Below are 23,786 nucleotides of genomic sequence, written 5' to 3'. Positions count from 1 at the left end.
GTGAGCCGGGCCACGTAATATGGCCTCATGTCCTTCCTCCGCCGCCGCAGCGCCGCCACCCCCGCCGGCCCGGACTTCGATGTCCTGGCCATGGATCCGGGCGACTGGCCCGGCAACCTCGGCGCCGGCCTGCTCCCCGCCCCGGACGGAAGCTGCCAGGGTGTCTTCCTCCGGTACGACCTGTACGGCGGACGCGGCCCGGCGATGATCATCGGCAATCTCCCGGAGGGCTCACCGGCCCGCGAGACCGAGGAGGGCCAGGTCCCCTTCGAGGTCGCCCAGCTCCTCCTCGCCCTGGAGAACGACGAGCCGATCGAGGTGACCGCCACCGAGGACGTCCCCGTCATGCAGGGGGACAGCCTCCTGGTCGTCCGCCGCGTCAAGCTCTCCGAGAGCCGCGTCTCCTGTGTTCAGTTCGACCGGAGCGACGGCGTGCTGGTCACCATCGCGAGCTGGGACCGGCCGATCACCGACGATCTGTACGCCCTGCTCAAACCGCTGCCCGCCGAGCTGTTCCAGCAGGGCTGAACCGCTCCTTCGCCAGCAGCCGGGTCACCTGGGCCGCCGACGTACCGAACCCCGTGGGACCGCTGAGGTGCCACGGGGTTCCCGTTCCCCGGCGCAGGTCCTCCTCGCGGTAGCGTCGGCAGTCCCGGTGCCAGATCAGGATGCCGGCCAGCCAGTGCCGGAGCTCCACCACATAGCCCGCCAGGATCTCCCGCGCCTCCGCATCAAGGTCGAAGTCGTCGTACAACACCGGGAGTTCGTGCTCGGCGACATGCTGGAACTGCCGCATCCGGGCCTTCATCAGATCGTGCACGATCGCGACCCCCGTGGGGTAGTCCACCCCGAAGAAGTTCTGCACGACCAGGACGCCGTTGTGCACCTCGCCCTCGTACTCGATCTCCTTCTGGTACGAGAACAGGTCGTTGAGCAGGCACGCGTAGTCCGCGGCCGCGTTCTCCAGGGACCGCATCGGCCCACTGCGGTACACCGCGTCGGGCACCTTCCTGCCGTGCCCCAGCCGGCACAGACTCATCGTCAGATCCGAACCGAAGGTCGCACGGCGCATCTCCACGTAGTCCACCGGATCCGGGATCCGGTTCTGCGCCTGGTTCGCCAGCTCCCACAGCCAGCTCGCCGTCATCGACTCCACGGCCTCCCGGAAGGTGCGGCGGCCGTCCTCGTCCATCGGCCCGGCCGTGCGCCGCCACAGATCGCCCAGCCCCCGCTCCAGCGCGTTCACCGGCTCGGGCGTCGACGCTTCGTCCAGCGGCATGAACAGCGACAACCGCTCATTGGCGAGCCGGGCACCGGCCAGGTCCCGGGTCCGGCCGTGCACCACCGGGAACCAGTCGTCGCCGTACGTCCCCCAGGTCAGCCATCCCGAGGACAGATCCAGCTCCTCCGGCGTCGCGTCCGGATGGAGGCCGGCCGCGCACAGGGGCAGATCGGTCGCGATCAGCCGCTCCTCGTCCCAGATGTGGGAGCCCGGCACCCCGGGCTGCGCCTCCAGCAGGCCCATCCGCCGCGACCACTCCACGATCCGCACGCGCGCGCCGTCCAGATACGGGCTCAGCGTCGTGGAGAACGGCATCTCGAAGTCGGGCAGGAGCGACGGCCCCACGTGCTGGTAGGGGACGTGGGTGTGACTGCGCGTCCGGGCCGATTCCGAACGGGGGGTGAAGCGGATGGACGCGGCGGCCATCGCGAATCCGGGCGCCGCCGCTGCCGCGCCCCCGTCGTTCATGTAGCGGCTGGAGCGCATGTGCCACTCATGGCCCCCGGACTGCCAGTCCTGGAGCCCCCTGACGTACGCCATGACGGCGACCGTCTCGTCGGGAGTGAGGCCCTTCTCCGCGCACAGCGGCGGCAGTTCGGTCAGCGCCGTGTTCTCGAACTGCTGGAGGCGTGAGGTCAGCAGGTCGTTGACGGCCTCCGCCGCCTCCTGGGTGGAGCAGTTCAGGAACCTCTCCAGCACCAGCACGCCGTTGCTGTTCTCCCCCTCCTCTTCGACCTCGCGCTGGTACGAGAACAGGTCGTTGCGCAGGTGCACACCGTCCGAGAAGGCGTCCCGCAGCACGCGCAACGGACGGGCGTCCGCCAGCGACGCGGGCACCTCGGCATGCGCCGCGTACTCCACCAGGCCCGCCGACCAGGGTGCGCCGCCCACCTTGCGGCGCATCTCGATGTACTCGACCGGATTCGCGATTCGTCCCTCGTTGATGTTCGCGAGCTCCCACAGGGACTCGTTGAGGAGGTTCTCCGTCGCCTCCGCGAAGCGGGCACGCCACGCGTCCGACATCGCCGGAACCGTCCTCGCCCAGAGGTCGGCCAGACCCGCCTCGACCGGATTGGTGGGCTCCGGTGTCGGGGCGCCCCGCTCCATCGGCATGAACGCGGGCAGCCGGTCCAGATACCGCTTCCCGCCCTCGCGGTCAGGAGTGCGCTTGAACAGCTCCAGGAAGTGGTCGTCGAAGAAGAAGACCCACACGTACCAGTCGGTGACCAGGGACAGCGCCTCGGCGGAGCAGTCGGGATGCGTGTAGGCGCACAGCAGTGCGTAGTCGTGGGATTCGAGGTCCTTCTCCTCCCAGATGCCGGACCCCTCCAGCATCCCCATCCCGCGGGCCCACGCCCGCGTATGACTCCGGGCCGCCTCCAGATGGGGGTTGAGACGTGCCGGATACGGGACATAGAAGTCCGGCAGGGTGAAGGGCTGTGCCATGTACGTCCGGCCTTTCCGAGAACATCGCGCGGGTCCACGCGAATCGGTCTGTCGGCGCCAGCACTACCCCTCCGCCATTCGGGGTACGCATCGCGCGAAATAGTCACACAAGCCCACAAGCCAAGGTGCCTGTGGACAAGCTTCTTGACGCGCCATCACTGTCGGTCACAGAGTGTGAGCGGACAGAGAAAACGCCGAGAAATCCAAAGAACGGGCCCGGTGCCACCGGCCCGAGAAGGGTTGTCATGAAGCCCGACCAGAGGACCAGAACGAGGACCAGGACCGCTCTCGCACTGCTCGCCACGGGAGCGCTCGCCGTGGCGCTGCTCACCCCCTCCGCACAGGCCGGCACCGGCTCCGTACGGCCGGAGTGCCCACGCGGGCTCTCCTGCGACTGGGTGCCGGCCGCCTACCGGCAGACCGGCGATCCCGCGGACAAGGAGACGTACGGCAACTACGACACGGCCGACCGTCCGCGCGGCAACGCGGTCAGGTTCATCGTGCTGCACGACACCGAGGTCGACTACGACACGACCCTGAAAATCTTCCAGGACCCGGCCAACCAGACCTCCGCGCACTACGTGGTGCGCTCCTCCGACGGCCACGTCACCCAGATGGTGAAGAACAAGGACATCGCCTGGCAGGCCGGCAACTGGTACCTGAACACCCACTCCATCGGTATCGAACAGGAGGGCGTGGCGGCCGAGGGAGCGAAGTGGTACACCGACGCGATGTACCGGTCCACAGCCCGGCTCGTACGCCACCTGGCGGCGACGTACGACATCCCGCTCGACCGGCAGCACATCCTCGGCCATGACGGAGTGCCCCCCACCAGCGCCGCCGGTACGCCGAACATGCACTGGGACCCGGGCCCCTACTGGGACTGGAACCGCTTCATGGCCCTCTTGGGGCAGCCCGCCCGGCCGAGCCCGCCCCGGTCCGCGCCGAGCGAGCCCCGCAGTGGCGAACTCGTCACCGTCAGCGCCGACTTCGCCGGGAACCGGCAGGCATTCCGCGACTGCGAGAAGGGCGTCGACCTCCCGGCGCAGGCGAGCAGCGCCGTCCCCCTGCGCACCGCGCCGTCCACCGACGCCCCGCTCTTCTCCGATCCCGGCCTCCATCCGGACGGCGCCCCCGGCACCGACTGCGCCGCCGACTGGGGCAGCAAGATCAGCGCCACCCAGCAGGCGGTCGTCGCGGACCGGGCACCCGGCTGGACGGCAATCTGGTGGTACGGGCAGAAGGCGTGGATGCGTACGCCCACCCACTCCCGCGTCATCACGCCGACGGCCGGCCAGGTGGTCCGTCCCAAGGCGGGCAGGGACGCGGTGCCGGTGTACGGCGTGGCCTACCCGGAGAAGGCGGAGTACCCCGGGGACTTCACCAAGCCGACCACGGGGACCCCTCTCGTCTACACGATCAAGGAGGGGCAGTCCTACCCCGGTGGCGGTGCGGCGCCCACCGGATACTTCTACGCGCCGACGATCGACTCCTCCAAGCCCTACGACCACACTTACTTCACGGGTACGCAGACCTATGTGACGGTGCAGATCGGGCACCGGGTCGGCTTCGTCAGAGCTTCCGACGTGGACGTCGTACGGACCCGCTCATGAGCCCTGCCCGTGGGGACGGCCGTCGTCGGCTGCGCGGCGGGCTGCGGGGCCCGTGTGTCGGCACCGGCCCCGCAGCCCGCGTCCCCCGACGGCCGGCGGGTTCCCGCCGCCGTTCAGCGGGTCCCCACCGCGGCGCGTACGGCCCGGCGCGCCATGGCACAGTCGTCGTGCAGCCTGCGCAGCAGCAGCCGTTGCTCCTCGTTCGAGGAGGGCGCGCCCGGACGGACCGGGGCGGCCGCCCCGTCCCGCACGGCCCGCTGGACCGCCGTCTCGTACGTACGGATCTCGCGGGTCAGCACGATCATCAGGTTGATCAGGAACGCGTCGCGAGCCGCCGCCCCCTGGCTCTGGGCGAGCTGGCTGATCTGCCGCCGCGTCGATGGAGCGTCACCGAGCACCGTCCACAACGTCGCCAGGTCGTACCCCGGCAGATACCAGCCGGCGTGCTCCCAGTCGACCAGTACCGGGCCGGTCGGCGGGACCAGGATGTTGGAGAGCAGCGCGTCACCGTGGCAGAACTGGCCCATACCCTGCCTGCCGCTCGCGTGGGCCAGGCCGTGCAGCAGCTTCTGCAGGTCGCCCAGGTCCCGGTCGGTGAAGAGACCCAGCTCGTGATACCGGGAGATGCGCGAGGCGTAGTCCAGCGGCGCGCCGAAGAGGCCGGGGGGCGGCCGCCAGGCGTTGACCCGGCTGATCGCGCCGAGGGCCGCACGGATGTCCGCTCGCGGCGGCGCCTCCGAGGGATGCCTGGTCAACGCCGCGACCCGGCCGGGCATCCGCTCGATCACCAGCGTGCAGTTCTCCGGATCCGCGGCGATGAGCCGGGGGACCCGCACCGGCGGGCGGTGCCTGACGAAGGCCCGGTAGGCAGCTATTTCGTGCCGGAACCGTTCGGTCCAGGCGGGGGAGTGGTCCAGTAAGCACTTGGCCACGGCGGTCGCACGACCGGTGGTGCCGACGACGAGCACCGAGCGGCCGCTGCGCCGCAGCACCTGGACCGGGTTGAACTCGGGGCAGATGCGGTGCACCGAGGCGATCGCCATCCTCAGCTGCGCACCCTGGGGGCCCGACAGGTCGAGCCGTCCGCTGAGCGGTTGGGTGCCCGGCCCCGCCGCCCGCCGGGTCCGACCCGTGCCGGACGCCGGTGAAGCGGCGCGGGGGTCGAGAAACGGCCCGCCGCCCGCCCCCATGGGACGAAGCGGCCGGGGCGGGGCGGACACGGAGGACGATGCTGTGTACATGGGCGAGACAGATCCCTTCGTGCGCCGACAAGTTGCGTACGCCGCCCCGGCCGGCGGCCGTTCGGCACCCTGGGGAGTACCGAGGGCTGCCGGGCGGGGTGGCGCTTTCCTACCTGACACCGGATCACCGGTGGCAGACCATCTGGCGGACCCTGGCGAACCCTGGCGAATAGTCCCTCAGCATCTGACAGGGGGTTAGTGTCAAGTCAGCCGAGAACCTGGGGGCTTGAAGTGACCGGAGAACCCAACACCCGCCTCTCCGACCTGTTCGGCCTGGCCGGCTGGTCCAAGGGCGAGCTCGCGAGAATGGTGAACCGGCAGGCGGCGGCCATGGGCCACCTCCAGCTGGCGACCGACACCTCGCGGGTGCGGCGCTGGATCGACATGGGGGAGTCCCCCCGTGATCCCGTGCCCGAGGTGCTGGCAGCTCTGTTCACCGAGCGGCTCGGCCGTGTCGTGACCATCGAGGACCTCGGGTTCGGCCGGCGCGGGCGTGTGGGGAAACGGCGAGACACCGGGACGCGGGAGCATCCCGACGGAATGCCGTGGGCGCCCGAGCGGACGGCAGCGGTCCTCACCGAATTCACGGGAATGGACCTCATGCTCAACCGACGCGGCTTGGTGGGCGCGGGCGCCGCGCTCACCGCAGGCTCAGCCATCACCGGCGCCATGTACGACTGGCTGCACTCCGATCCCGCCCCGGCCGCCCGGCCGCCGCGGCCCGACGGCCCCTTCGACGCGGAGAACGCCGGCTTCGACCGGTACGAGGCCGCACCGGTCGGGTCCGAGGAGATCGAGGCCCTGGAGCGCTCCGTGGAGGTGTTCCGGGCCTGGGACGCCTCCCGCGGCGGCGGACTCCAGCGCAAGGCGGTCGTGGGCCAGCTCAACGAGGTGGGCGGCATGCTCGCCTACCGCCACCCCGAACACCTCCAGCGCCGCCTGTGGGGCGTCGCCGCCAACCTCGCCGTACTCGCAGGATGGATGTCCCACGACGTCGGCCTCGAACCGACCGCCCAGAAGTACTTCGTCATCGCCGCCCACGCGGCGCGCGAGGGCGGCGACCGGCCGCGCGCCGGCGAGGCACTGTCCCGGGCCGCCCGTCAGATGGTCCACCTGGGACGCCCCGACGAAGCACTGGATCTCATGAAACTGGCCAAGTCCGGTTCGGGGGAGGAGACCCTGCCGCGCACCCAGGCCATGCTGCACACCATCGAGGCATGGGCCCAGGCCTCGCTGGGGCGTGGGCAGGCCATGCGGCGCACCCTCGGCGAGGCCGAGGAGCTCTTCGTCTCCGACAAGAGGGACGTGCCGCCGCCGAGCTGGATGCAGATGTTCGACGAGGCCGACATGCACGGTATGCAGGCACTCGCCTTCCGCACCCTGGCCGAACATGACCCGGCGGCCGCCGGAACCGCCCAGCGTCACGCCAAGCAGGCGCTCGATCTGCGTAAGAACGGTCGCCAGCGGTCCAAGATCTTCGACTACATCTCGCTCGCCTCGGCTTGCTTCATCGCCGACGACCCCGAGCAGGCCGACCGCTACGCGCGGCTCGCCCTGGTGTCGATGGGGGAGACCTCCTCGCACCGGACCTGGGACCGGCTTCGCGAGATGTACCGCCTGACCGGCCAGTTCGCCGGATACGGCAAGATCGAGGACCTACGTGAGGAGATCGAACGATCCCTGCCCCAGAGCGTGTTCAGGAAGGCGAAGGGCGCCCAGATCTGACGTCCCCGGTCGCTGCGTCGGACCTGCCGACCCGTCGGCGCCATGCCGTCGGGCGATGTCTCAGGCCTCGACGCGGGCCACCAGCACACATGCGTCGTCCAGCCGTTCGGTGCCACCGAACTCCGCGACGACCGTGCGAAGGCAGTCCTGTGCCGTCTCGGCCCGGGCGAATCGCGGGGCCAGGTCCAGGAGTGCTTCAGGGCCGGTGTCCCCGTCGCTCCGGCGCGTCAGTTTGTCGGTGTGCAACATCAGTACGTCGCCGGGAATCAGGGCCACCTGGTCCTGCTCGTAGGCGACGCCGGAGGCCGCACCGAGCAGTACTCCGTCCGGCGCCGGAAGCGGACGCCCCACGCCGTCGCGGAAGAGCAGCGGCGCGGGATGGCCCGCCTGGGCCCAGACGAGCCCGCCGGTCACGGGATCGAAGCGGCAGCACAGGGCGCTCGCCAGGGCGGGCCGCGCGGAGCACTGGATCAACGCGTTGAGATGGCCGAGCACCGGTCCTGGTTCGATGCCGGCGACGGCCATCGCGCGCAGGGCCCCGAGCAGTGTCGCCATGCCCGAGGTCGCCGGGACCCCGTGGCCGGTCAGGTCCCCGACCGTGAGGAGTGTTCCGCCGTCCGGCAGGCGCAGAGCGTCGTACCAGTCACCGCCGATCCGGTCGGCCGAATCCGCGGGGAGGTAGTGGGCGGCCACATCCAGGCCGTCGGGCCCCTGTGCCGAGGGGGGCCGCGTTCCCCGCCAGGGCGGCAGCACGGCCTCGTGCAGCTCCACGGCCATGCGCCGTTCGGTCCTGGCGCGATGTTCCTGGCTCCGGAGCGAGGAGCGGGTCCGGTCCACCTGGTGCCGACTGCGTCTGAGCCTGCTGACGTCGCGCAGGACCGCCCACATGGAAGCGGTGCAGCCGTCGGCGTCGAGTACGGGCTCGCCCATCATGTGCAGGGTCCGCATCCCTCCGTCGGGGAGCAGGATGCGGATCTCGCCGTCTATCCGTCTGCCGTCCACCAGGCAGTCCGTGACCATCGCGGTCAGCACCGGCTGGTCCTCGGCGAGGAGCACGGAGGGGAGTTCGTCCAGGGAGAGCGCTCCCGTCCCGGGCTCCCTTCCGAAGATCGCGTAGAGCTCGTCGGACCAGCTGACCTCGTCCGTGAGCAGATTCCACTCGGCGCTGCCGACCCTGCTGAGCAGCGAGCCCCGCTCGGGTCCGGCGCCGGCCGGCCGCGCGGTCCCGTCCAGGCACCCGGCAGGCTGCTCAGAGACCCCGTCCCTGAGCTGTCCCAGCTGTGTGCCGAGGTCGTCGAGCTGGTTCACGGCCAGCTCGCAGAGGGCGTGCCGCCAGCGCAGCTGGGGATCGTCCCCGTCCAGTACGGAGGTGTCCGGCCGTACCGCGGCGACGTCTCCCCGCAGCCGCCGGGTGCGGCTGATCAGGGCGTCGACGGTCGTCCGCTCGGGCGGCCCTGGGGCCGGGCGGTCCGCGAACAGATGGGACGGCATCTCGTACTCCGATACAGACACGGCACGGCCGGTTCGTGGGGTGGGACCGGACACGACTGTCGCACAGGCCGGGGGGACCCGTAAGGGATTTGGCAACACTCGACCGAGTGTTGCTTCTGGCATATGCCTTCGGCGGGACGGGGCGACGGCACGCCGAACACCCTTGCTCCCGTCGGCGAGTTGACGCAAGCCACCCGGCGTGAGCCGCGGTGTGCGCGCCCGCGTGTGCGGCTCCCGCACGGCGCACACGGCCGGGGACCAGGGCATATGCGCAGCCGGTGGAGGCGGGAATGGTGGCGTGCGCCTCGGCGTTGAGGCGGGTGTACGAAAACGACACCCATCCCCATCGGGGCGGGTCGTCGGATCCATGTCTGGAGGTCCCATGGCACGCAGCGAGATCAGGCCCGTCGTACTCCTCCGGTCGACGGCGGGAACCGGCCACACCTACGCCACACGCAAGAACCGCCGCACCAGCCCCGACCGGCTGGAGCTGCGCAAGTTCGACCCGGTCGCCGGGCGGCACGTGCTGTTCCGCGAGGCCCGCTGAGTCACGGGCCCGCGCCCGTGGCCGCACGGACGTCGCCCCAGGTCGTCGTGGTGTGGATCACATGAGCCCGGACGGATTCCCGGGAACGGGCGCTAGTGGTTTATCGTTCATCTATACGTGGGGAGGAGCGGGCCGACGCCCGCCGACGGGTAACCGTCACCGACCCCGCGCCTGAGCCGCCCCGGCTGGATTCCCCCGATCCGGTCGGGGCTTTCACATGGTCCGGGTCAGATCCGCCGCGTAGTGCTCGATGGCCGGCCGGTACCGCTGCACCTCCGGGCTGCCGCTCGTCGAGGCGACCAGGCACAGCAGGATCCGCATCGCCTCGTGGTGGTCGCCCGTGTTGAACAGAGCCATGGAGAGAAACGTGCGCAGCGCCCCGTCGTCAGGGAACTCCGCGACTCCGCGGCGCAGCGTCTCGGTGGCCTGGCCGAACCTGCCCAGCACCCGGTAGGTGCTGCCGAGACCCAGCAACGCTCCCCGGCGGTCCTCCTCGCTCAGACCGTCCCCCTGAAGGCTCCGCTCGTAGTACGGAACCGCCTCTGCCTCCAGCCCGAGCACGTCGTGGACCCACGCGGTCTGGTAGGCGACGTCGGCCGCGTCGGGGAAGGACGCCGTGAGGGAGAGCAGACGTTCCCTGGCCTGCTCCGGGTGGCCCTGTTCGCGCAGCCGCACGGCCTCGGCGAGCAGGTCGTCCTTGGTTCGAGCACTCATGCGCACATCGTCGCATCCCGTCGCCGGGTGTGGTCGCGGTGGACCCGGGAAGACGTGGTCCATGGACGCAGAGCGCAGGCCCCCTGCACGACGCTCGAATCCCGGACGCCTTCTGCTGCGGGCCGCGGTGCTCGCGGGAGCGTTCCTGGGGCTGGTGGTGTTCTCGGTCGCGCTGGCGAAGGTGACCCTGACCCCGTCACCGGCCTCGGCGGACCTCGTGACGTCCAACCTGCGGCCGGGCCGGTCGCTGCGGCAGTACGCGGAGGACTACACGTTCCTCGCCGCGTGCAAGCAGGCCGGCGGCAACCTCCTGCTCGGCATGCCGTTCGGGCTGCTGCTTCCGGTCCTCGTGCCGCGCCGGCTGCGGATGATCCGGATGGTCCTGCTGACAGCGCTGGTCATCACGGTCGTCGAGCTCGTCCAGGGCGCGCTCGTGGTGGGACGCGCCTTCGACGTGGACGACGTGATCCTCAACACCGCCGGGGCCCTGCTGGGATATGTCCTGATCGGCCGGCGGATCAGTCACCGCTACCACGCGCTGGCGGACGCCCCGGCGGCCGATCCGCCGCCCGCCCCGCGCCGGAGCGCGCCCGCGCGGACCACACGCGGACGCGCCCTGGCCAAGAAGTGGCGCAGCGGCCGATCCGGGCCGGGCGGGGGAGCGCCCGGACCGGACGGACGGGGTGCCTAGAGCGCCGGGTAGGCGTTCTTCATGAGCTCCTGGAACTGGGCGGAGAACCACTTCCCGGAGACGGGAGCGCCACCCAGCGCGCCTGACGGGTTGTTGTTGTTGCGCGGGTTACCGGTGTACGTCGGGTCGCACATCCGGTCGAATCCCTTGCCCTCGTCGTTCGGGATCTCGCTGCTCGAACCGTCGGACTCCCCCGGAGGCTTCATCCAGACGTACGCGTCGATCCCGGGCTCGGGGGCGGCCTTCGGCCGTTCGCCGAGACCCGCTCCGGCCTGGTTGCACCAGTTGCCGAGGTGGATGCGGCGGTCGTAGCGCCCGCCGTCCACGTAGGTGTCGACACTGGTGGTCGCACCCGGTCCACTCGGCCGGGCGGAGCCGCCCCAGCCGTTGCGCGAGGTGTCGATGAGCATGCCGATGCCGGAGTTGAAGCCGACCGAGACCAGCTCGTTGCGGAAGGCCTGCGCGAAGGACAGCTCGTCCGTGTAGCGGTTCCAGTCGACCCACTTCGACTGCCGCACGGAGGTCCCGTTGACGGAGTCGTTGATCGAGAAGTTCTGCTCCTTCAGGGCGCTGTAGTTGGCCGTGTTGGTGATGAAGCCGTGCACGTCGTTGACGGTCGCGCCCTCCGCGGTCGCGGCCTCGTGGAAGATCTGGGCGGAGGCGCCGAAGTTGTCGTCCCAGCCGATCCAGCCGTGGTGCCCCGCGTCGATGTAGTTGTAGACGTTCGGCGCGTCGCCGAGCTTGTTGAGCGCGTAGCCGACGCCCTTGACGTAGTTGCCGTTGGCCTTCATGACGTCACAGGCCGGAGTGGCGGTCTCGCGGCCGCCGGCGTTGGTGACGAGGTTCGGCAGCGAGTCGATCTCGACCGTGGTGACGATGCGCAGACCGGCGTACTTCGGGTCGGCGACGATCGCCGCGATCGGGTCGATGTACTCGGTCTTGTAGCGGCCGATCTCGGTGGGGCCGAGTTCACCGTTGGACGCCAGGGCCGCGCAGTCGCGTCCGGGCAGGTCGTAGATGACGAGCTGGACGACGAGTTCGCCCGAGCCCTTCTGGGTGAGGGCCGTGTCGAGGTGCTCGCGCAGCCCCATCGAACCGTTGGCACCCTCGATGGCGGCGATACGGTCCAGCCAGACGCCGGTCGGCTGGTTCGCCACCCGGCTGCCGCCCGGTTCGGCGGCGGCGTTGGCCGACCACTCCGGGTTCACGTAGACCTTGGCGCCCTGGTAGGGGTTGTCCACGCGGTTGCCCGCGGGCGGGTCGGTGGGGTCGGTCGGGTCCGTGGGATCGGTCGGACCCGTGGTGTCGCCGTTGCAGGTGACGCCGTTCAGCTTGAACGTCGCGGGCACGGTGCTGTTGCCGTTGCCGGTCGCGTTGAATCCGAAGGTGGCCGAGGCGCCGGTGGCCAGGGTCCCGTTGTATCCGGCGTCCTTCGCGGTGACGGCCGAGCCGCTCTGCGAGATGGTGGCGTTCCATCCCTGGCTGACCTGCTCACCGCCGTTGAAGCTCCACTGGAGCTGCCAACTGGTCACGGGAGCACCGTTGTTGGTGACATTCACGGCAGCGGTGAGCCCGCCGTTCCACTGGTTCTCGATCTTGTAGTCCACGGTGCAGCCGGTCGCGGCGGCGGCGGAGGCGGCGAAGGGGGCGGCCGCGGCGGCGGAGCCCGCGGCTGCGGCGACGAGTGCTCCCGCCGCTATCAGTGCTGTCCGGGATCGGCGCAGGGTGGTGCGGCTCGTGCGGCTCATACGAATTCCGTTTCCTCAGTGGTCGAGGGCGCGCGGTGGTCGCGCGGCCCGATTCCGTACGGTGGGTTCCGTCGTGGTCGCTGATCGGGGAAGGGTCCGTGGACTGGTGCCCGGGCCGGGCCCCTCCGGGACAGATAGGTCCGTGCTCAGGTGTCTGTGCCGAACTCGCTCTGGGCGAGGGGGAATCCGGCGGTGGGGCGGCTGAGCGCGGACGGTCCGGCGGTGCTCGCTCGCACGGACGTCGGTCTGAGGGGCGTGCCGGGCGGCGGGACCGCGGTCCCTGGGCGGCTGCTGCCGCCCGCCGGCGGGCCCGATTCCTCGTGATGGTGTACTTCCCCGCGTACTGCGGATCTGTGGGTCCAGGTCAGCCGGGCACTCCTCGGTCGGGGATACGGGCGGTGGCGTTCTCGCCGGCCTGATCGGCCGGATCGGTCCGGATCCCGGAAGGGACCCGCCTTGCGCGGCGTGCCGTCGAGCGTGGGTGCGCCGGGTGCGGGCGCCGTTGTCACCGGCACCGCGAAGCCGCCGTCCCGGGGCGCACGGCACAGTCGTTCCACCGTGCGTACGGGGGGCGGATCCGGAGGGGGTGCCGCCACGGGGACGGCGGCGGGGCCGGCCGTGGCGGGCACTGCTCGTGGGAGCAGCTGGTGCGGGTGCGAAACGTGCGGGTGTCGCATGAGCGACTCCTTACAGGCCCGGCGTGCCCCCTACGGCACGTCGACTGGTGGAACCGCTCCCACTGGTGTGGCTTGACCGTAGAGCGTCAAGTCTCGTCGGTCAACACACCCGTTCCCAACTCTTGTTGTCGAAATAATTCGACTCTTCAAGTCTCTTGACTCTCTTTTTCCTCGTCCCCATTCTGGGAGCGCTCCCACTGGTTCAAGGCTTGTGCTCAGCCCGCACACCCCCCCCATGTCTCCGAGCCGCCAGGAGGTACCGCGCATGCCATCGGCCGGCGCACGAAGAAGTTGGTTACCGGGAAGACCGGGCAGAACCGGACCCCCCGGAACCAGATCTTTCAGGACCAGATCCTCCAGAATCAGATCCGGCGGAACCGGCGCCGGGCCCAGACGCCTGTGGACCGCCCTCGTGGCAGCCCTGGCCCTCCCCCTGGGGATGACCGCCGCCGCGGGCACCCCGGCCCAGGCCGCCGCCGTCGCGTGCAGCGTCGACTACAAGACCAATGACTGGGGTTCGGGCTTCACCACCGAACTCACCCTCACCAACCGGGGATCCGGAGCCATCGACGGCTGGACCCTGACCTACGACTACGCCGGGAACCAGCAGCTCACCAGTGGCTGGAGCGGCAACTGGTCCCAGTCCGGCAAGACCGTCACCGTCAAGAACGCCGACTGGAACGGCACGGTCGCCGCCGGTCAGGCCGTCACGGCCGGCGCGCAGTTCACGTACAGCGGTACCAACACCGATCCGACCGCCTTCGCCGTCAACGGCACGGTCTGCGCGGGGGCCCACCAGCCGCCGATCGCCGTCCTCACCTCTCCGGCCGCCGGCGCCGTCTTCACCGCCGGGGACCCGGTCCCGCTGGCGGCCACCGCGGCGGCCGCGGACGGGGCGACGATCAGCAAGGTCGAGTTCTACGACGACACGACCCTGCTCGGAACCGACACCACGTCCCCGTACAGCTACACCGCCCAGGGCCTCGCGGCGGGCAGCCACTCCGTGTACGCCAGGGCCTACGACAGCCTCGGCGCCTCCGCGGAGTCCCCGCCCGCCGGCATCACCGTCGCCGCCGGCCCCGCCGTCGTCGCGACACCCGCCCAACTCGGCGTCCAGCAAGGCAAGTCGGGAACCTTCAACGTGTCGCTGTCCACCGCGCCCGCGTCGAACGTGACCGCCACGGCCGCCCGGACCGCCGGCAACACCGGGCTGAGCGTCACCGGCGGAGCGAGCCTCACCTTCACCCCGGCCAACTGGTCCACCCCCCAGAAGGTGACCGTCTCCGCCGACGCGTCGGGCACCGGGGCGGCCACCTTCACCGTCTCGGCCCCCGGGCACGGCAAGGCCGAGGTCACCGTCACCCAGCTGGCGGGGGCCAAGGAGTACGACGCCCGCTTCCTCGACCTCTACGGAAAGGTCACCGACCCGGCGAACGGCTACTTCTCCCCGGAGGGCATCCCCTACCACTCCGTCGAGACGCTGATCGTCGAGGCCCCCGACCACGGGCACGAGACCACGTCCGAGGCGTACAGCTACCTGATCTGGCTCCAGGCGATGTACGGGAAGATCACCGGCGACTGGACCAGGTTCAACGGTGCGTGGGACACCATGGAGACGTACATGATCCCCACCCACGCCGACCAGCCCACCAACGCCTACTACGACGCGTCCAAGCCGGCCACCTACGCGCCCGAGCACGACACCCCGAACGAGTACCCCGCGGTCCTCGACGGCTCGGTCTCCTCCGGCTCCGACCCCATCGCGGCCGAGCTGAAGAGCGCGTACGGCACCGATGACATCTACGGCATGCACTGGATCCAGGACGTCGACAACGTCTACGGATACGGGAACGCGCCCGGCACGTGCGCGGCCGGACCCACCAAGACCGGACCGTCCTACATCAACACCTTCCAGCGCGGGCCGCAGGAGTCGGTCTGGGAGACCGTCACCCACCCGACCTGCGACAACTTCACGTACGGCGGCGCCAACGGCTACCTCGACCTCTTCACCGGGGACTCCTCGTACGCCAAGCAGTGGAAGTTCACCAACGCCCCCGACGCCGACGCCCGTGCCGTGCAGGCCGCCTACTGGGCCGACGTCTGGGCGAAGGAGCAGGGGAAGTCGGGGGAGGTCGCCGGCACCGTCGGCAAGGCGGCGAAGATGGGCGACTACCTGCGCTACTCCATGTTCGACAAGTACTTCAAGAAGATCGGCGACTGCGTCGGTCCGACCACCTGCCCGGCCGGCTCCGGCAAGGACAGCTCCCACTACCTGATGTCCTGGTACTACGCCTGGGGCGGAGCCACCGACACCTCCGCCGGCTGGGCCTGGCGGATCGGTTCCAGCCACGCCCACGGCGGATACCAGAACCCGATGGCGGCCTACGCGCTGAGCTCGGTCGCCGACCTCAAGCCCAAGTCGGCCACCGGACAGCAGGACTGGGCCAAGAGCCTCGACCGGCAACTGGACTTCTACCAGTGGCTCCAGTCCGACGAGGGAGCCATCGCGGGCGGCGCGACCAACAGCTGGAAGGGCAGCTACGCCCAGCCCCCGGCCGGCACGCCGACCTTCCACGGCATGTACTACGACGAGAAGCCCGTCTACCACGACCCGCCGTCCAACCAGTGGTTCGGCTTCCAGGCGTGGTCCATGGAGCGCGTCGCCGAGTACTACCACGAGTCGGGCGACGCCCAGGCGAAGGCCGTACTCGACAAGTGGGTCGACTGGGCCCTGTCCGAGACGACCGTCAACCCGGACGGCACCTACCTCATGCCGTCCACCCTCCAGTGGTCCGGCGCGCCCGACACCTGGAACGCGTCGAACCCCGGCTCCAACGCGGGGCTCCACGTCACGGTCGCCGACTACACCAACGACGTCGGAGTGGCCGGCGCGTACGCCCGGACACTGACCTACTACGCCGCCAAGTCCGGTGACGCGGACGCCAAGGCCACCGCCGAGGCGCTGCTCGACGGCATGTGGCAGCACTACCAGGACGACGCCGGTGTCGCGGTGCCCGAGACACGCGCCGACTACAACCGGTTCGACGACCCGGTCTACGTCCCCGGCGGCTGGACCGGCGCCATGCCCAACGGTGACACCGTCGACCAGAACTCGACGTTCGTCTCCATCCGCTCCTTCTACAAGGACGACCCGAACTGGCCCAAGGTGCAGGCCTACCTGGACGGCGGCGCCGCCCCGGTCTTCACCTACCACCGGTTCTGGGCACAGGCCGACATCGCACTGGCCCTGGGGGCGTACGCAGACCTCCTGGAGTGAGTGACCGCGCCTTCGCGGGTGCCCCGGCCCACCGGCCGGGGCACCCGTTCGGCCCCCGGCCGATTGCCCGCCCCACGGCCCGCGACCAGCGTGAGGTGACGTACGGACCGACCGCGTACGGTCACCGGCCGAGGGGAAGCGACATGGCTGACGGACAGTGGAGCCCGGTGCGCGCCGCGGGGGAGGCGTACGTCTCCGCGCCCGTTCTGGACGTCACCGAGCCGGCCCGCCAACGGCGGCTCACCGTCCTGCCGCGCCTCCTCCTGCTGCTCCCGCACTACGTCGTCCTGTTCTTCCTGCACATCGCGGCCGTGCTCACCGTGATCGCCGGCTGGTTCAGCGCCCTCGTCCTCGGGCGGCTGCCCCAGCCGGTCTTCCGCTACCTCGCCGGATACCTCGGCTACCGCACCCGGGTGGCGGCGAGCGGGATGCTGCTCGTCGACCGCTACCCGCCGTTCGCCCTGACCCCGCCGTCCGACCACCCGGTGCGCGTCGAGGTACGCCCCACCGACCTCAACCGCCTCGCCGTCCTCTTCCGCCTCCCGCTGATGATTCCGGCCGCGGTCGTCCAGAGCCTCGCCCTGTCCGGCTGGTGGGCCCTGTCGGTCCTGTGGTGGCTGATCACCCTGGTCCTCGGCCGGATGCCCCGCCCGCTCATGGAGGCCACCGGGGCGGTCCTGCGCTACCAGGTACGCTTCGCCGCCTACGCCCTGATGCTCACCCCCGCCTACCCCACGGGACTCTTCGGCGACGACGGCCTCCCGGTGACCGAGCCGCTGAGCCGCTCCCTGACCCGACCCCTGGTCATGAGCGGTGCGGGCAAGCTCCTGCTCGCCCTCTTCCTGCTCCTCGGCATCGCCGGCTGCGTCACCGCCTCGGTGCGGGCACCCGACGAGGGCGGCAGCTACGACTACGGCCTCCACGGCGCACCGCCTTCGGCGCCCGTACAGCCTCTGGCGTAGTCGCGGACCCCGTGTGGAGTGAAATCGCCGCACCGGGTCATCCGAAGGACATGACGTCCACCGACGTAAAGACAGACGGTACCCCGGACCCCGACGCCGCCGGCCGGAGCAGGCGTCCGGCCCGCACCCGGGGCTGCCTCCCGTTCGCCGGTGTCTGCGCCGTGGCCCTGGCCCTGCTGCTGGTGGGCTCGCGCGTCGGACTCCTGCCCGGCTTCGGCGACCTCTTCGGCGAGCGGACCACGGACCGGTCCGGCCCGGCCGTACTCAAGGCGGTCCAGGACATGAGCGCCTACCAGGCCGCGTCCGGAGACTTCCAGGTGGTCGTCGACCTGGAGAAGGACACCAAGTTCCTGCCCGACGCCGTCCGCGGCACCCGCACCCTGTACGTGGGCGCGGGCACCGTCGCCGCCTCGGTGGACCTCGGCGGGGTCGCCGAGGACGGAGTGAAGGTCGACGAGGACCGGACCGAGGCCGAACTCCGTCTGCCCCACGCCGTCCTGAGCAAGCCCGCCCTCGACCCGGACCGCTCCTACGCGGTGTCCAAGCAGCGCGGGCTCCTCGACCGGCTCGGCGACCTCTTCTCCGACAACCCCGGAAGTGAACAGGCCGTCAACAAGCTGGCCGCGCGGCGCATCGCGGAAGCGGCCGAGGAGAGCGGCCTCACCACACGCGCCGAGAAGAACACCACCTCCATGCTCCAAGGGCTCCTGGGATCCCTCGGGTTCGAGAAGGTCACCGTCCGCTACGCCGACCCCTCAAGCTGAACCGCTCCACGACCAACGGCAGTTCCGGTCCGGACGGAAGCGGCATGGCGTGACCACTCCACGCGTTCGAAGCATTACCCTTCGTAGCTGACCGAGCAGTGACGGCAACCGAGGGAATCCCGAATGAACCGTATCCGCACCGTACTTGCCGCGATGGGCGTCACCGCGGGCCTGGTGGTGGCACCCGCCGCGAGCGCCGCCCCGCGGCAGGAGCACACACCGCAGACCGCGGTGGCCGTACGCCACGACCCCTGCACCGGTGAGTTCCTCGACGACGCCCGGCTCGGCCCCGCGTGGCTGCCCCGCCCCGGCCAGGCGCCCGTCGGCCCGCTGCTCAAGGGGTACAAGCGCACCGGAACCCTGTCACCGGCCGCCTTCCTGAAGAAGTACTGGGAGGGCCCCGCGGACACGGGCAGCTGGAAGTACCCGCCGAACGACGGCTTCGCCGAGGTCAACGGGGAGATCGACAAGGAGCCCACCCAGCTGCGCCCCGGTCAGCGCCTGGACCGCTTCGGCTCCGAGTACGGCGGCTACCTGGCCCCGGCCGGTGACTCCTACGGGGAGCGGGCCCTGCCGCCGCAGAACCTCAACACCCGTGAGGCGGCGACTCCGTGCGACTACCGCGTCTACAAGGTCGCCAAACCCTTCTGGGTCTGGCAGGGCGGCATCGCCCCGTGGTTCGAGCAGCCCGGCGGAGGCCGGCAGATCAAGCTCGACGCGGTCTTCCTCGACCCGGGCGCGGGTGAACGCCTCAACGTGAAGTGGCTGCTCGACCACGCCTACCTCACGCACGCCGGGATCTGACCCGCCGATGGACCGCCGAGGACTGCGGTCCGCGCTGAGCGCGGCGGGGGTGCCCGACGGCTACTACCGCATCGAAGGCGTCCACGAACCGGCGCCCACGCCGCCCGACTTCCTCTTCCTGAGGCGTGCACCCGACGGGACGTGGGAGACCGGAGCCTATGAGCGGGGCGTGTACGACGTGTTCGCCCGGCACCCCGACGAGGCGACGGCCTGCCGCCACCTGCACCACCTGCTGGTCTGAGGCGGCGGGAGGCCCCGGGCTTTGCCGGAACTGCAACTCTCCTTGCTCTGCCGGCAGGCGTCGCGTGATCGTGGCGGGGACAGGTACCAGGGACCACCAAGGAGCCCCCATGCAACAGCCCGCGCCGGCGTCCGGCACCTCAGGAACCGTCTCCGGGGCGGTCCACCGGCTGGTGGACGTTCCCGGAGGCCGGATCCACCTGGTCGAACAGGGCACAGGACCGCTCGTCCTCCTGATCCACGGCTTCCCCGAGACGTCGTACTCCTGGCGCCACCAGCTCCCCGCCCTCGCCGAGGCGGGCTTCCGGGCGGTCGCCGTCGACGTACGCGGCTACGGGCGCTCCTCGGCCCCCGACGCCGTGGACGCCTACCGGATGACAGCCCTGGTCGCCGACAACGTCGCCGTGGTCAAGGCGCTCGGGGAGGAGACCGCGACCGTCATCGGCCACGACTGGGGCTCGTCCATCGCCGCCGACAGCGCGCTGATGCGGCCCGGCCTGTTCACCGCCGCGGCGTTCCTCAGCGTCCCCTACTCCCCGTGGAACCCGGTCCGGCCCACCGACGGTTTCGCTCGCATCGGCGGGGACGAGGAGTTCTACGTCAGCTACTTCCAGAAGCCGGGGCGCGCGGAGGCCGAGATCGAGCCCGACGTACGCGGCTGGCTCGCCGGCTTCTACACCTCGCTCTCCGCCGGCACGATGCCCCCGGCCGACCAGGGCAGTCCCTTCTTCGTGCCCGCCGGCGCCCGGATGCTGGACCGCTTCGCCCGTGGACCGCTGCCGTCCTGGCTCACCGAGGAGGACCTCGACGTGTACAGCGCCGAGTTCGAGAGGACCGGGCTGACCGGCGGACTCAACCGCTACCGCAACGTCGACCGCGACTGGGAGGACCTGGCCGCCTGGGACGGGGCCGTGCTCACCCAGCCCTCCCTGTTCATCGGCGGCTCCCTCGACTCCTCCACCACGTGGATGGCCGACGCGATCGCCGCCTACCCCGACACCCTGCCCGGTCTGGTCTCCTCGCACATCATCGAAGGCTGCGGACACTGGATCCAGCAGGAACGCGCCGCCGAGGTCAACGCCCTGCTGGTCCGTTGGCTGCACACGGTGCACGGCTGAGCGAACGGCCCCGGGCCCCGGCACGGAACGCGTGTCGGAGCCGGGGCCCCGCGCCCGGAGCGGCCAAGGTAGGCGTATGAACAGTGCTGGGATTCTCGCCGAGGCGTTCGAACGCATCCATGGAACGGTGCACGCGACCGTCGAAGGCCTCGCGCCCGACATGCTCAACGCCCGGCCGGACGACGACGCGAACTCGATCGCCTGGCTCGTATGGCACCTCACCCGCATCCAGGACGACCACGTCTCCGACGCGGCGGGCACCCAGCAGGTCTGGTTCGCCCAGGACTGGGCCTCCCGCTTCGAACTCCCCCTCCCCGAGGGATCGACCGGCTTCGGGCACAGCAGCGAGCAGGTCGCCTCCGTCACGGTGACCTCGGGCGAACTGCTCCTCGGCTACTACGACGCCGTCCACGAGCAGAGCCTCGCCTTCATCCACGGCCTCGACGGGCGCGCCCTGGACCGCGTCGTGGACGAGGCGTGGTCACCGCCGGTGACTCTCGGGGTGCGGCTGATCAGCGTGCTCTCCGACGACCTTCAGCACGCGGGTCAGGCGGCGTTCGTCCGCGGCGCGCTGGAACGCCGGCAGGCCGGCCCGGTGCGCGCGTAACGGCCCGGACTCGTGCCGACGACGCGCTTGAAGTGCCGGGAGAAGTGCGACTGGTCGTAGAAACCGGCCGCCGCCGCCACATCCGGCGCGCGCATCCCGCCCAGGAGCAGACGCCGCGCCAGATCCACCCGGCGGCTCGTGAGGTACTGGTGCGGGGCCATGCCGAACTCGCGGCCGAAGGCCCGTACCAGATGGGTGTGATGGGTGTGCAGGCGGCGCGCCGCCTCCCGCAGGGTGATCCCCTCCACGACGTGCCCGTCGAGCAGATCGCGCAGCTCGCGAGCCACCCTGCGGTCCCGCACCGGCGGAGGTGTGCCGAGCCGGTCGAGCAGATGACCGGCGAGCCGCTCACGGACGAGCGCGAGACGGCTCTGCGCCTCCAGCTCGTCACCGGGCCGCGCGAGGGTCAGATGCAGCTGGTGCACCCGGTGCCGCAGCCGCGGGTCGTGCAGTACGGGGCGGTCGACGGCGCGGCCGATGAGGTCCACGTCGATCTGCCCGGTGTTCAGATACAGCACACGCTTGCGGAAGCCGTCCGGCGTGACCGCGTCACCGTTGTGCGGAACGTGCGGCGGCAGCAGCGTCACCACCGAGCGCGGTGCGCCGTGCTCATGGTGGTCGAGGTCGTAGCGGACCATGCCCTCGTCGACGACGAGCAGCGTCCAGGAGTCGTGGGTGTGCATGGGGTACACGTGGTCGGCGAAGCGGGCGTGGAAGACCTCGTCGATCCCCTCCACCCGCGGACGCCACGCGGTGACCTCCACCGGTGCGGCCATGCGGAAAGCGTACAAGCACCGCACGTGAGGCCCGCACACGCAAACTTCGTACAAGATTCCCGCGCTCCGCCCCGGCAGGCTTGCGGCCATGAACGACGACACCGCACCCGTACGCTTCGACACCAAGATCGCCGTACTGCTCCGCGACGACCTGCTGACCTGGCAGCGCCTCAACGTCACCGCCTTCCTGGTCAGCGGCCTCGGCACGCGGGCGCCGGAGGTGATCGGCGAACCCTACGCCGACGCCGACGGCACCCCGTACCTGCCGATGTTCCGGCAGCCGGTCCTGGTCTTCGCGGGGTCCGGGGAACTGCTCACCACCGCTCACGGCCGGGCGGTGGGACGGGGCACGGCCCTGGCCGTCTTCACGTCCGACCTCTTCGCGACCGGGCACGACGCGGCGAACCGGGCCGCCGTCCGCGCGGTGGCCCGGGAGGGGCTGGATCTGGTGGGAATGGCGGTGCACGGACCGCGTAAGGACGTGGACAAGATCTTCAAGGGGGCGTCGATGCACCCCTGACCGGACACCGCCCGACAGCACCGCGCTACGGCCGGGATACAGGCGGGCACATATGTGCGAATGACGTTCTCCGGTGCCATACTTGAAGGAGTTCGCTGAACAGGCTTGTCAATCGTCCCGAAAGGTGACGCTTCATGAACTGGGCATCGTGGACTACCTGCGGTGTCTTCGCGGGAACAGGCGGAGTGCGCACCGAAGAGGTAGGCGTCGTCAAAGGCGATCTGACCGTACACACCACATGGTCGAACGGCCAGGCGGAGGTTGCTGTGCAGTACAGCGGTGCCTCCGAGTGGTACACCATGGCGGGCAGCCCCGTGCCGTGCCCGTCCGAGGAGGCGAGTCGCTCCTTCCACCAGAGCGTCGTCGAGGCGGTCCGCGCCGGCGGCGCGGCCACCGTCCCGGTGCTGCACGGCGTGGAGTGATTCCGGTACGGACACGAGCGGCCCGCCGTCCTCGGCAGGCCGCTCCCGGCGCGCGCCCTGAAGCCGCTCGGCCCTTTCAGCTCCCGAAACGGAGCACGAACCTGCGCTGCCAGGGCGTCTCGACGGCCTTGGGGTGGTAATTCCGGCGTACGTACGCCACGGCGTGCTCCGCCGGGACCCCGTCCAGGACGGCCAGGCAGGCCAGCGCCGTCCCCGTGCGGCCCCGGCCGCCTCCGCAGGCCACCTCCACCCGCTCGTGCGCGGACCTCGCCCACGCCTCGTCGAGGGTGCGCCGGGCCGCCGGCCGGTCGCTGGGAAGCCGGAAGTCCGGCCAGCGCAGCCACCGCGCCTCCCACTCGACGGCCGGAGGGCGTCTGCCGAGGAGATGGACCGCGTACGTCGGGGCCGGGCCGTCGGGCAGGGGATACCGCAGGCCCCGCCCGCGCACCAGCCGCCCCGACGGCAGCCGCAGCACCCCAGGATCCGCACGGTCCCACGTCTCACCCACGACTGCCCCCTGTTCCTCGGCCCCACGCTTCCGGCGGGTACCAGTAAACACGCGCCGGGCGGGTGGCGGGCCGGGTTTCCGGGCCCGGTTCCGGCCGATCTCAGTCCGTCCTGGGGCCCGGCCCACGACTCAAAGGCCTGGCGAGCAGGGGCACGCGGGGGGCCTGGTGGCCGCCGCTCGCCTGCATGCGCACCTCGCCGCGTTCGCTGATCTCCGCCCTCACGATGCCGGTCTCGTCCTCGTACACCGGATAGCCGCCCGCCCCCGACCGGGCCGTGAGATGGACGACGACCACGTCGTCGGCGGCGCCTGTCGTCTGGAATATCAGCTCGTAATGCTCCGGGTAATCCATCTGTACCTCCCGACCGGGCATGGCCGATGGCCTTCCGCCCGTCACCTCCATTGTTTCCCACCGGCGGACTTGGCGCACTCGGCGCCGGCCCCGCACACCCCGTGTCACGACCGGTGACTGCGGATGCGGATCCGGTGAGCGGAGGCGACCATCATGTGCAAGGGACCGGACGTGTGCTGACCTTCGCACCGCCGCCCATGACGCCAGGCGGACCGCCGGCGCGATTCGTCCTTCGTCGGTGCGGGGCCACGGGCCGCCGAC

22 protein-coding genes are annotated in these 23,786 nt (G+C 70.8%); 14 read left to right on the top strand and 8 right to left on the bottom strand.

All coding sequences use genetic code 11. The features are described 5' to 3' along the window. Nucleotides 1-27 precede the first annotated feature (27 nt). Nucleotides 28-528, top strand: coding sequence for a hypothetical protein (locus tag B9S64_RS00400; protein WP_028441971.1), 501 nt, complete (start codon nt 28-30; stop codon nt 526-528). On the opposite strand, the gene B9S64_RS00395 is transcribed toward B9S64_RS00400, so the two are convergent. Beyond that, nucleotides 491-2,728 carry a family 2 encapsulin nanocompartment cargo protein terpene cyclase gene (locus tag B9S64_RS00395; protein WP_103493052.1) on the bottom strand — a complete coding sequence of 746 codons (2,238 nt, stop codon included), beginning with the start codon at nt 2,726-2,728 and terminating at the stop codon, nt 491-493. The two genes, B9S64_RS00400 and B9S64_RS00395, sit on opposite strands and share 38 nt — an antisense overlap. Nucleotides 2,729-2,973: 245 nt before the next feature. Here B9S64_RS00395 and B9S64_RS00390 point away from each other — a divergent pair, with 245 nt between their 5' ends. Continuing rightward, entirely contained in the window at nt 2,974-4,341 is a 1,368-nt protein-coding gene (locus B9S64_RS00390; protein ID WP_103493053.1) for an N-acetylmuramoyl-L-alanine amidase, read from the top strand. Between the two features lie 113 nt (nt 4,342-4,454). Here the strand turns inward: B9S64_RS00390 and B9S64_RS00385 are convergent, their stop codons facing one another. Further along, nucleotides 4,455-5,582 (bottom strand): aminoglycoside phosphotransferase family protein, encoded by a 1,128-nt coding sequence (locus B9S64_RS00385; protein WP_103493054.1) that lies wholly within the window; start codon nt 5,580-5,582, stop codon nt 4,455-4,457. Nucleotides 5,583-5,813: 231 nt separating this feature from the next. Here B9S64_RS00385 and B9S64_RS00380 point away from each other — a divergent pair, with 231 nt between their 5' ends. Next, the gene (locus B9S64_RS00380; protein WP_103493055.1) at nt 5,814-7,307 is read left to right on the top strand and encodes a hypothetical protein; all 1,494 of its coding nucleotides are present in this window, start codon (nt 5,814-5,816) and stop codon (nt 7,305-7,307) included. 60 nt (nt 7,308-7,367) lie between these two features. On the opposite strand, the gene B9S64_RS00375 is transcribed toward B9S64_RS00380, so the two are convergent. Further along, nucleotides 7,368-8,798, bottom strand: coding sequence for a PP2C family protein-serine/threonine phosphatase (locus B9S64_RS00375; protein ID WP_103493056.1), 1,431 nt, complete (start codon nt 8,796-8,798; stop codon nt 7,368-7,370). Between the two features lie 382 nt (nt 8,799-9,180). Between B9S64_RS00375 and rpmG the strand changes: the two genes are divergently transcribed. After that, complete coding sequence (gene rpmG, locus B9S64_RS00370; protein ID WP_103493057.1) at nt 9,181-9,345, top strand: 50S ribosomal protein L33; 165 nt, start codon at nt 9,181-9,183, stop codon at nt 9,343-9,345. Between the two features lie 213 nt (nt 9,346-9,558). Here the strand turns inward: rpmG and B9S64_RS00365 are convergent, their stop codons facing one another. After that, entirely contained in the window at nt 9,559-10,059 is a 501-nt protein-coding gene (locus tag B9S64_RS00365) for a tetratricopeptide repeat protein (RefSeq protein WP_028441977.1), read from the bottom strand. A gap of 61 nt (nt 10,060-10,120) precedes the next feature. Here B9S64_RS00365 and B9S64_RS00360 point away from each other — a divergent pair, with 61 nt between their 5' ends. Further along, nucleotides 10,121-10,750 (top strand): VanZ family protein, encoded by a 630-nt coding sequence (locus B9S64_RS00360; protein WP_103493058.1) that lies wholly within the window; start codon nt 10,121-10,123, stop codon nt 10,748-10,750. Here the strand turns inward: B9S64_RS00360 and B9S64_RS00355 are convergent. Next, nucleotides 10,747-12,498: a glycoside hydrolase family 6 protein gene (locus B9S64_RS00355; protein ID WP_103493059.1), complete on the bottom strand. Its 1,752-nt coding sequence runs from the start codon at nt 12,496-12,498 to the stop codon at nt 10,747-10,749. The genes B9S64_RS00360 and B9S64_RS00355 overlap by 4 nt on opposite strands. 1,116 nt (nt 12,499-13,614) lie before the next feature. Here B9S64_RS00355 and B9S64_RS00350 point away from each other — a divergent pair. The 7 genes from B9S64_RS00350 to B9S64_RS00320 all read left to right on the top strand — a co-directional run bounded on the left by B9S64_RS00350 (nt 13,615) and on the right by B9S64_RS00320 (nt 20,947). Next, entirely contained in the window at nt 13,615-16,452 is a 2,838-nt protein-coding gene (locus B9S64_RS00350; RefSeq protein ID WP_258038003.1) for a glycoside hydrolase family 48 protein, read from the top strand. 143 nt (nt 16,453-16,595) lie between these two features. Further along, on the top strand, nt 16,596-17,414 hold the full coding sequence (locus B9S64_RS00345; protein WP_103493060.1) for a DUF4389 domain-containing protein: 819 nt from the start codon (nt 16,596-16,598) through the stop codon (nt 17,412-17,414). A gap of 50 nt (nt 17,415-17,464) precedes the next feature. After that, nucleotides 17,465-18,178: a DUF4230 domain-containing protein gene (locus B9S64_RS00340; RefSeq protein WP_103493061.1), complete on the top strand. Its 714-nt coding sequence runs from the start codon at nt 17,465-17,467 to the stop codon at nt 18,176-18,178. Nucleotides 18,179-18,301: 123 nt separating this feature from the next. Continuing rightward, nucleotides 18,302-18,982: a TNT domain-containing protein gene (locus B9S64_RS00335; protein WP_103493062.1), complete on the top strand. Its 681-nt coding sequence runs from the start codon at nt 18,302-18,304 to the stop codon at nt 18,980-18,982. Nucleotides 18,983-18,989: 7 nt separating this feature from the next. Further along, nucleotides 18,990-19,223: a hypothetical protein gene (locus tag B9S64_RS00330; protein WP_103493063.1), complete on the top strand. Its 234-nt coding sequence runs from the start codon at nt 18,990-18,992 to the stop codon at nt 19,221-19,223. A 109-nt stretch (nt 19,224-19,332) separates the two neighbouring features. Beyond that, a complete protein-coding gene (locus B9S64_RS00325) occupies nt 19,333-20,340 on the top strand; it encodes an alpha/beta fold hydrolase (RefSeq protein WP_103493064.1) in 1,008 nt (335 codons plus the stop codon). 76 nt (nt 20,341-20,416) lie between these two features. Continuing rightward, the gene (locus tag B9S64_RS00320; protein ID WP_103493065.1) at nt 20,417-20,947 is read left to right on the top strand and encodes a DUF664 domain-containing protein; all 531 of its coding nucleotides are present in this window, start codon (nt 20,417-20,419) and stop codon (nt 20,945-20,947) included. On the opposite strand, the gene B9S64_RS00315 is transcribed toward B9S64_RS00320, so the two are convergent. After that, a complete protein-coding gene (locus tag B9S64_RS00315; RefSeq protein ID WP_103493066.1) occupies nt 20,887-21,723 on the bottom strand; it encodes an AraC family transcriptional regulator in 837 nt (278 codons plus the stop codon). The genes B9S64_RS00320 and B9S64_RS00315 overlap by 61 nt on opposite strands. An 88-nt stretch (nt 21,724-21,811) precedes the next feature. Between B9S64_RS00315 and B9S64_RS00310 the strand changes: the two genes are divergently transcribed. Both B9S64_RS00310 and B9S64_RS00305 read left to right on the top strand, forming a co-directional pair. Continuing rightward, nucleotides 21,812-22,243, top strand: a complete 432-nt coding sequence (locus tag B9S64_RS00310) for a DUF2000 domain-containing protein (RefSeq protein WP_103493067.1) — start codon at nt 21,812-21,814, stop codon at nt 22,241-22,243. Between the two features lie 134 nt (nt 22,244-22,377). Continuing rightward, entirely contained in the window at nt 22,378-22,665 is a 288-nt protein-coding gene (locus B9S64_RS00305; RefSeq protein ID WP_028441987.1) for a hypothetical protein, read from the top strand. Between the two features lie 76 nt (nt 22,666-22,741). Here B9S64_RS00305 and B9S64_RS00300 read toward each other — a convergent pair whose 3' ends face one another. Further along, nucleotides 22,742-23,173, bottom strand: a complete 432-nt coding sequence (locus B9S64_RS00300; protein WP_028441988.1) for a protein-tyrosine phosphatase family protein — start codon at nt 23,171-23,173, stop codon at nt 22,742-22,744. Between the two features lie 100 nt (nt 23,174-23,273). Then, nucleotides 23,274-23,525 carry a DUF6296 family protein gene (locus B9S64_RS00295; RefSeq protein ID WP_103493079.1) on the bottom strand — a complete coding sequence of 84 codons (252 nt, stop codon included), beginning with the start codon at nt 23,523-23,525 and terminating at the stop codon, nt 23,274-23,276. Between the last annotated feature and the right edge of the window lie 261 nt (nt 23,526-23,786).

The organism is Streptomyces sp. SM18 (assembly GCF_002910775.2).
GTDB lineage: Bacteria > Actinomycetota > Actinomycetes > Streptomycetales > Streptomycetaceae > Streptomyces > Streptomyces halstedii.
The sequence above is the reverse complement of the archived record's forward strand: the minus strand, read 5'-3'. Positions and strand labels throughout refer to the sequence as shown.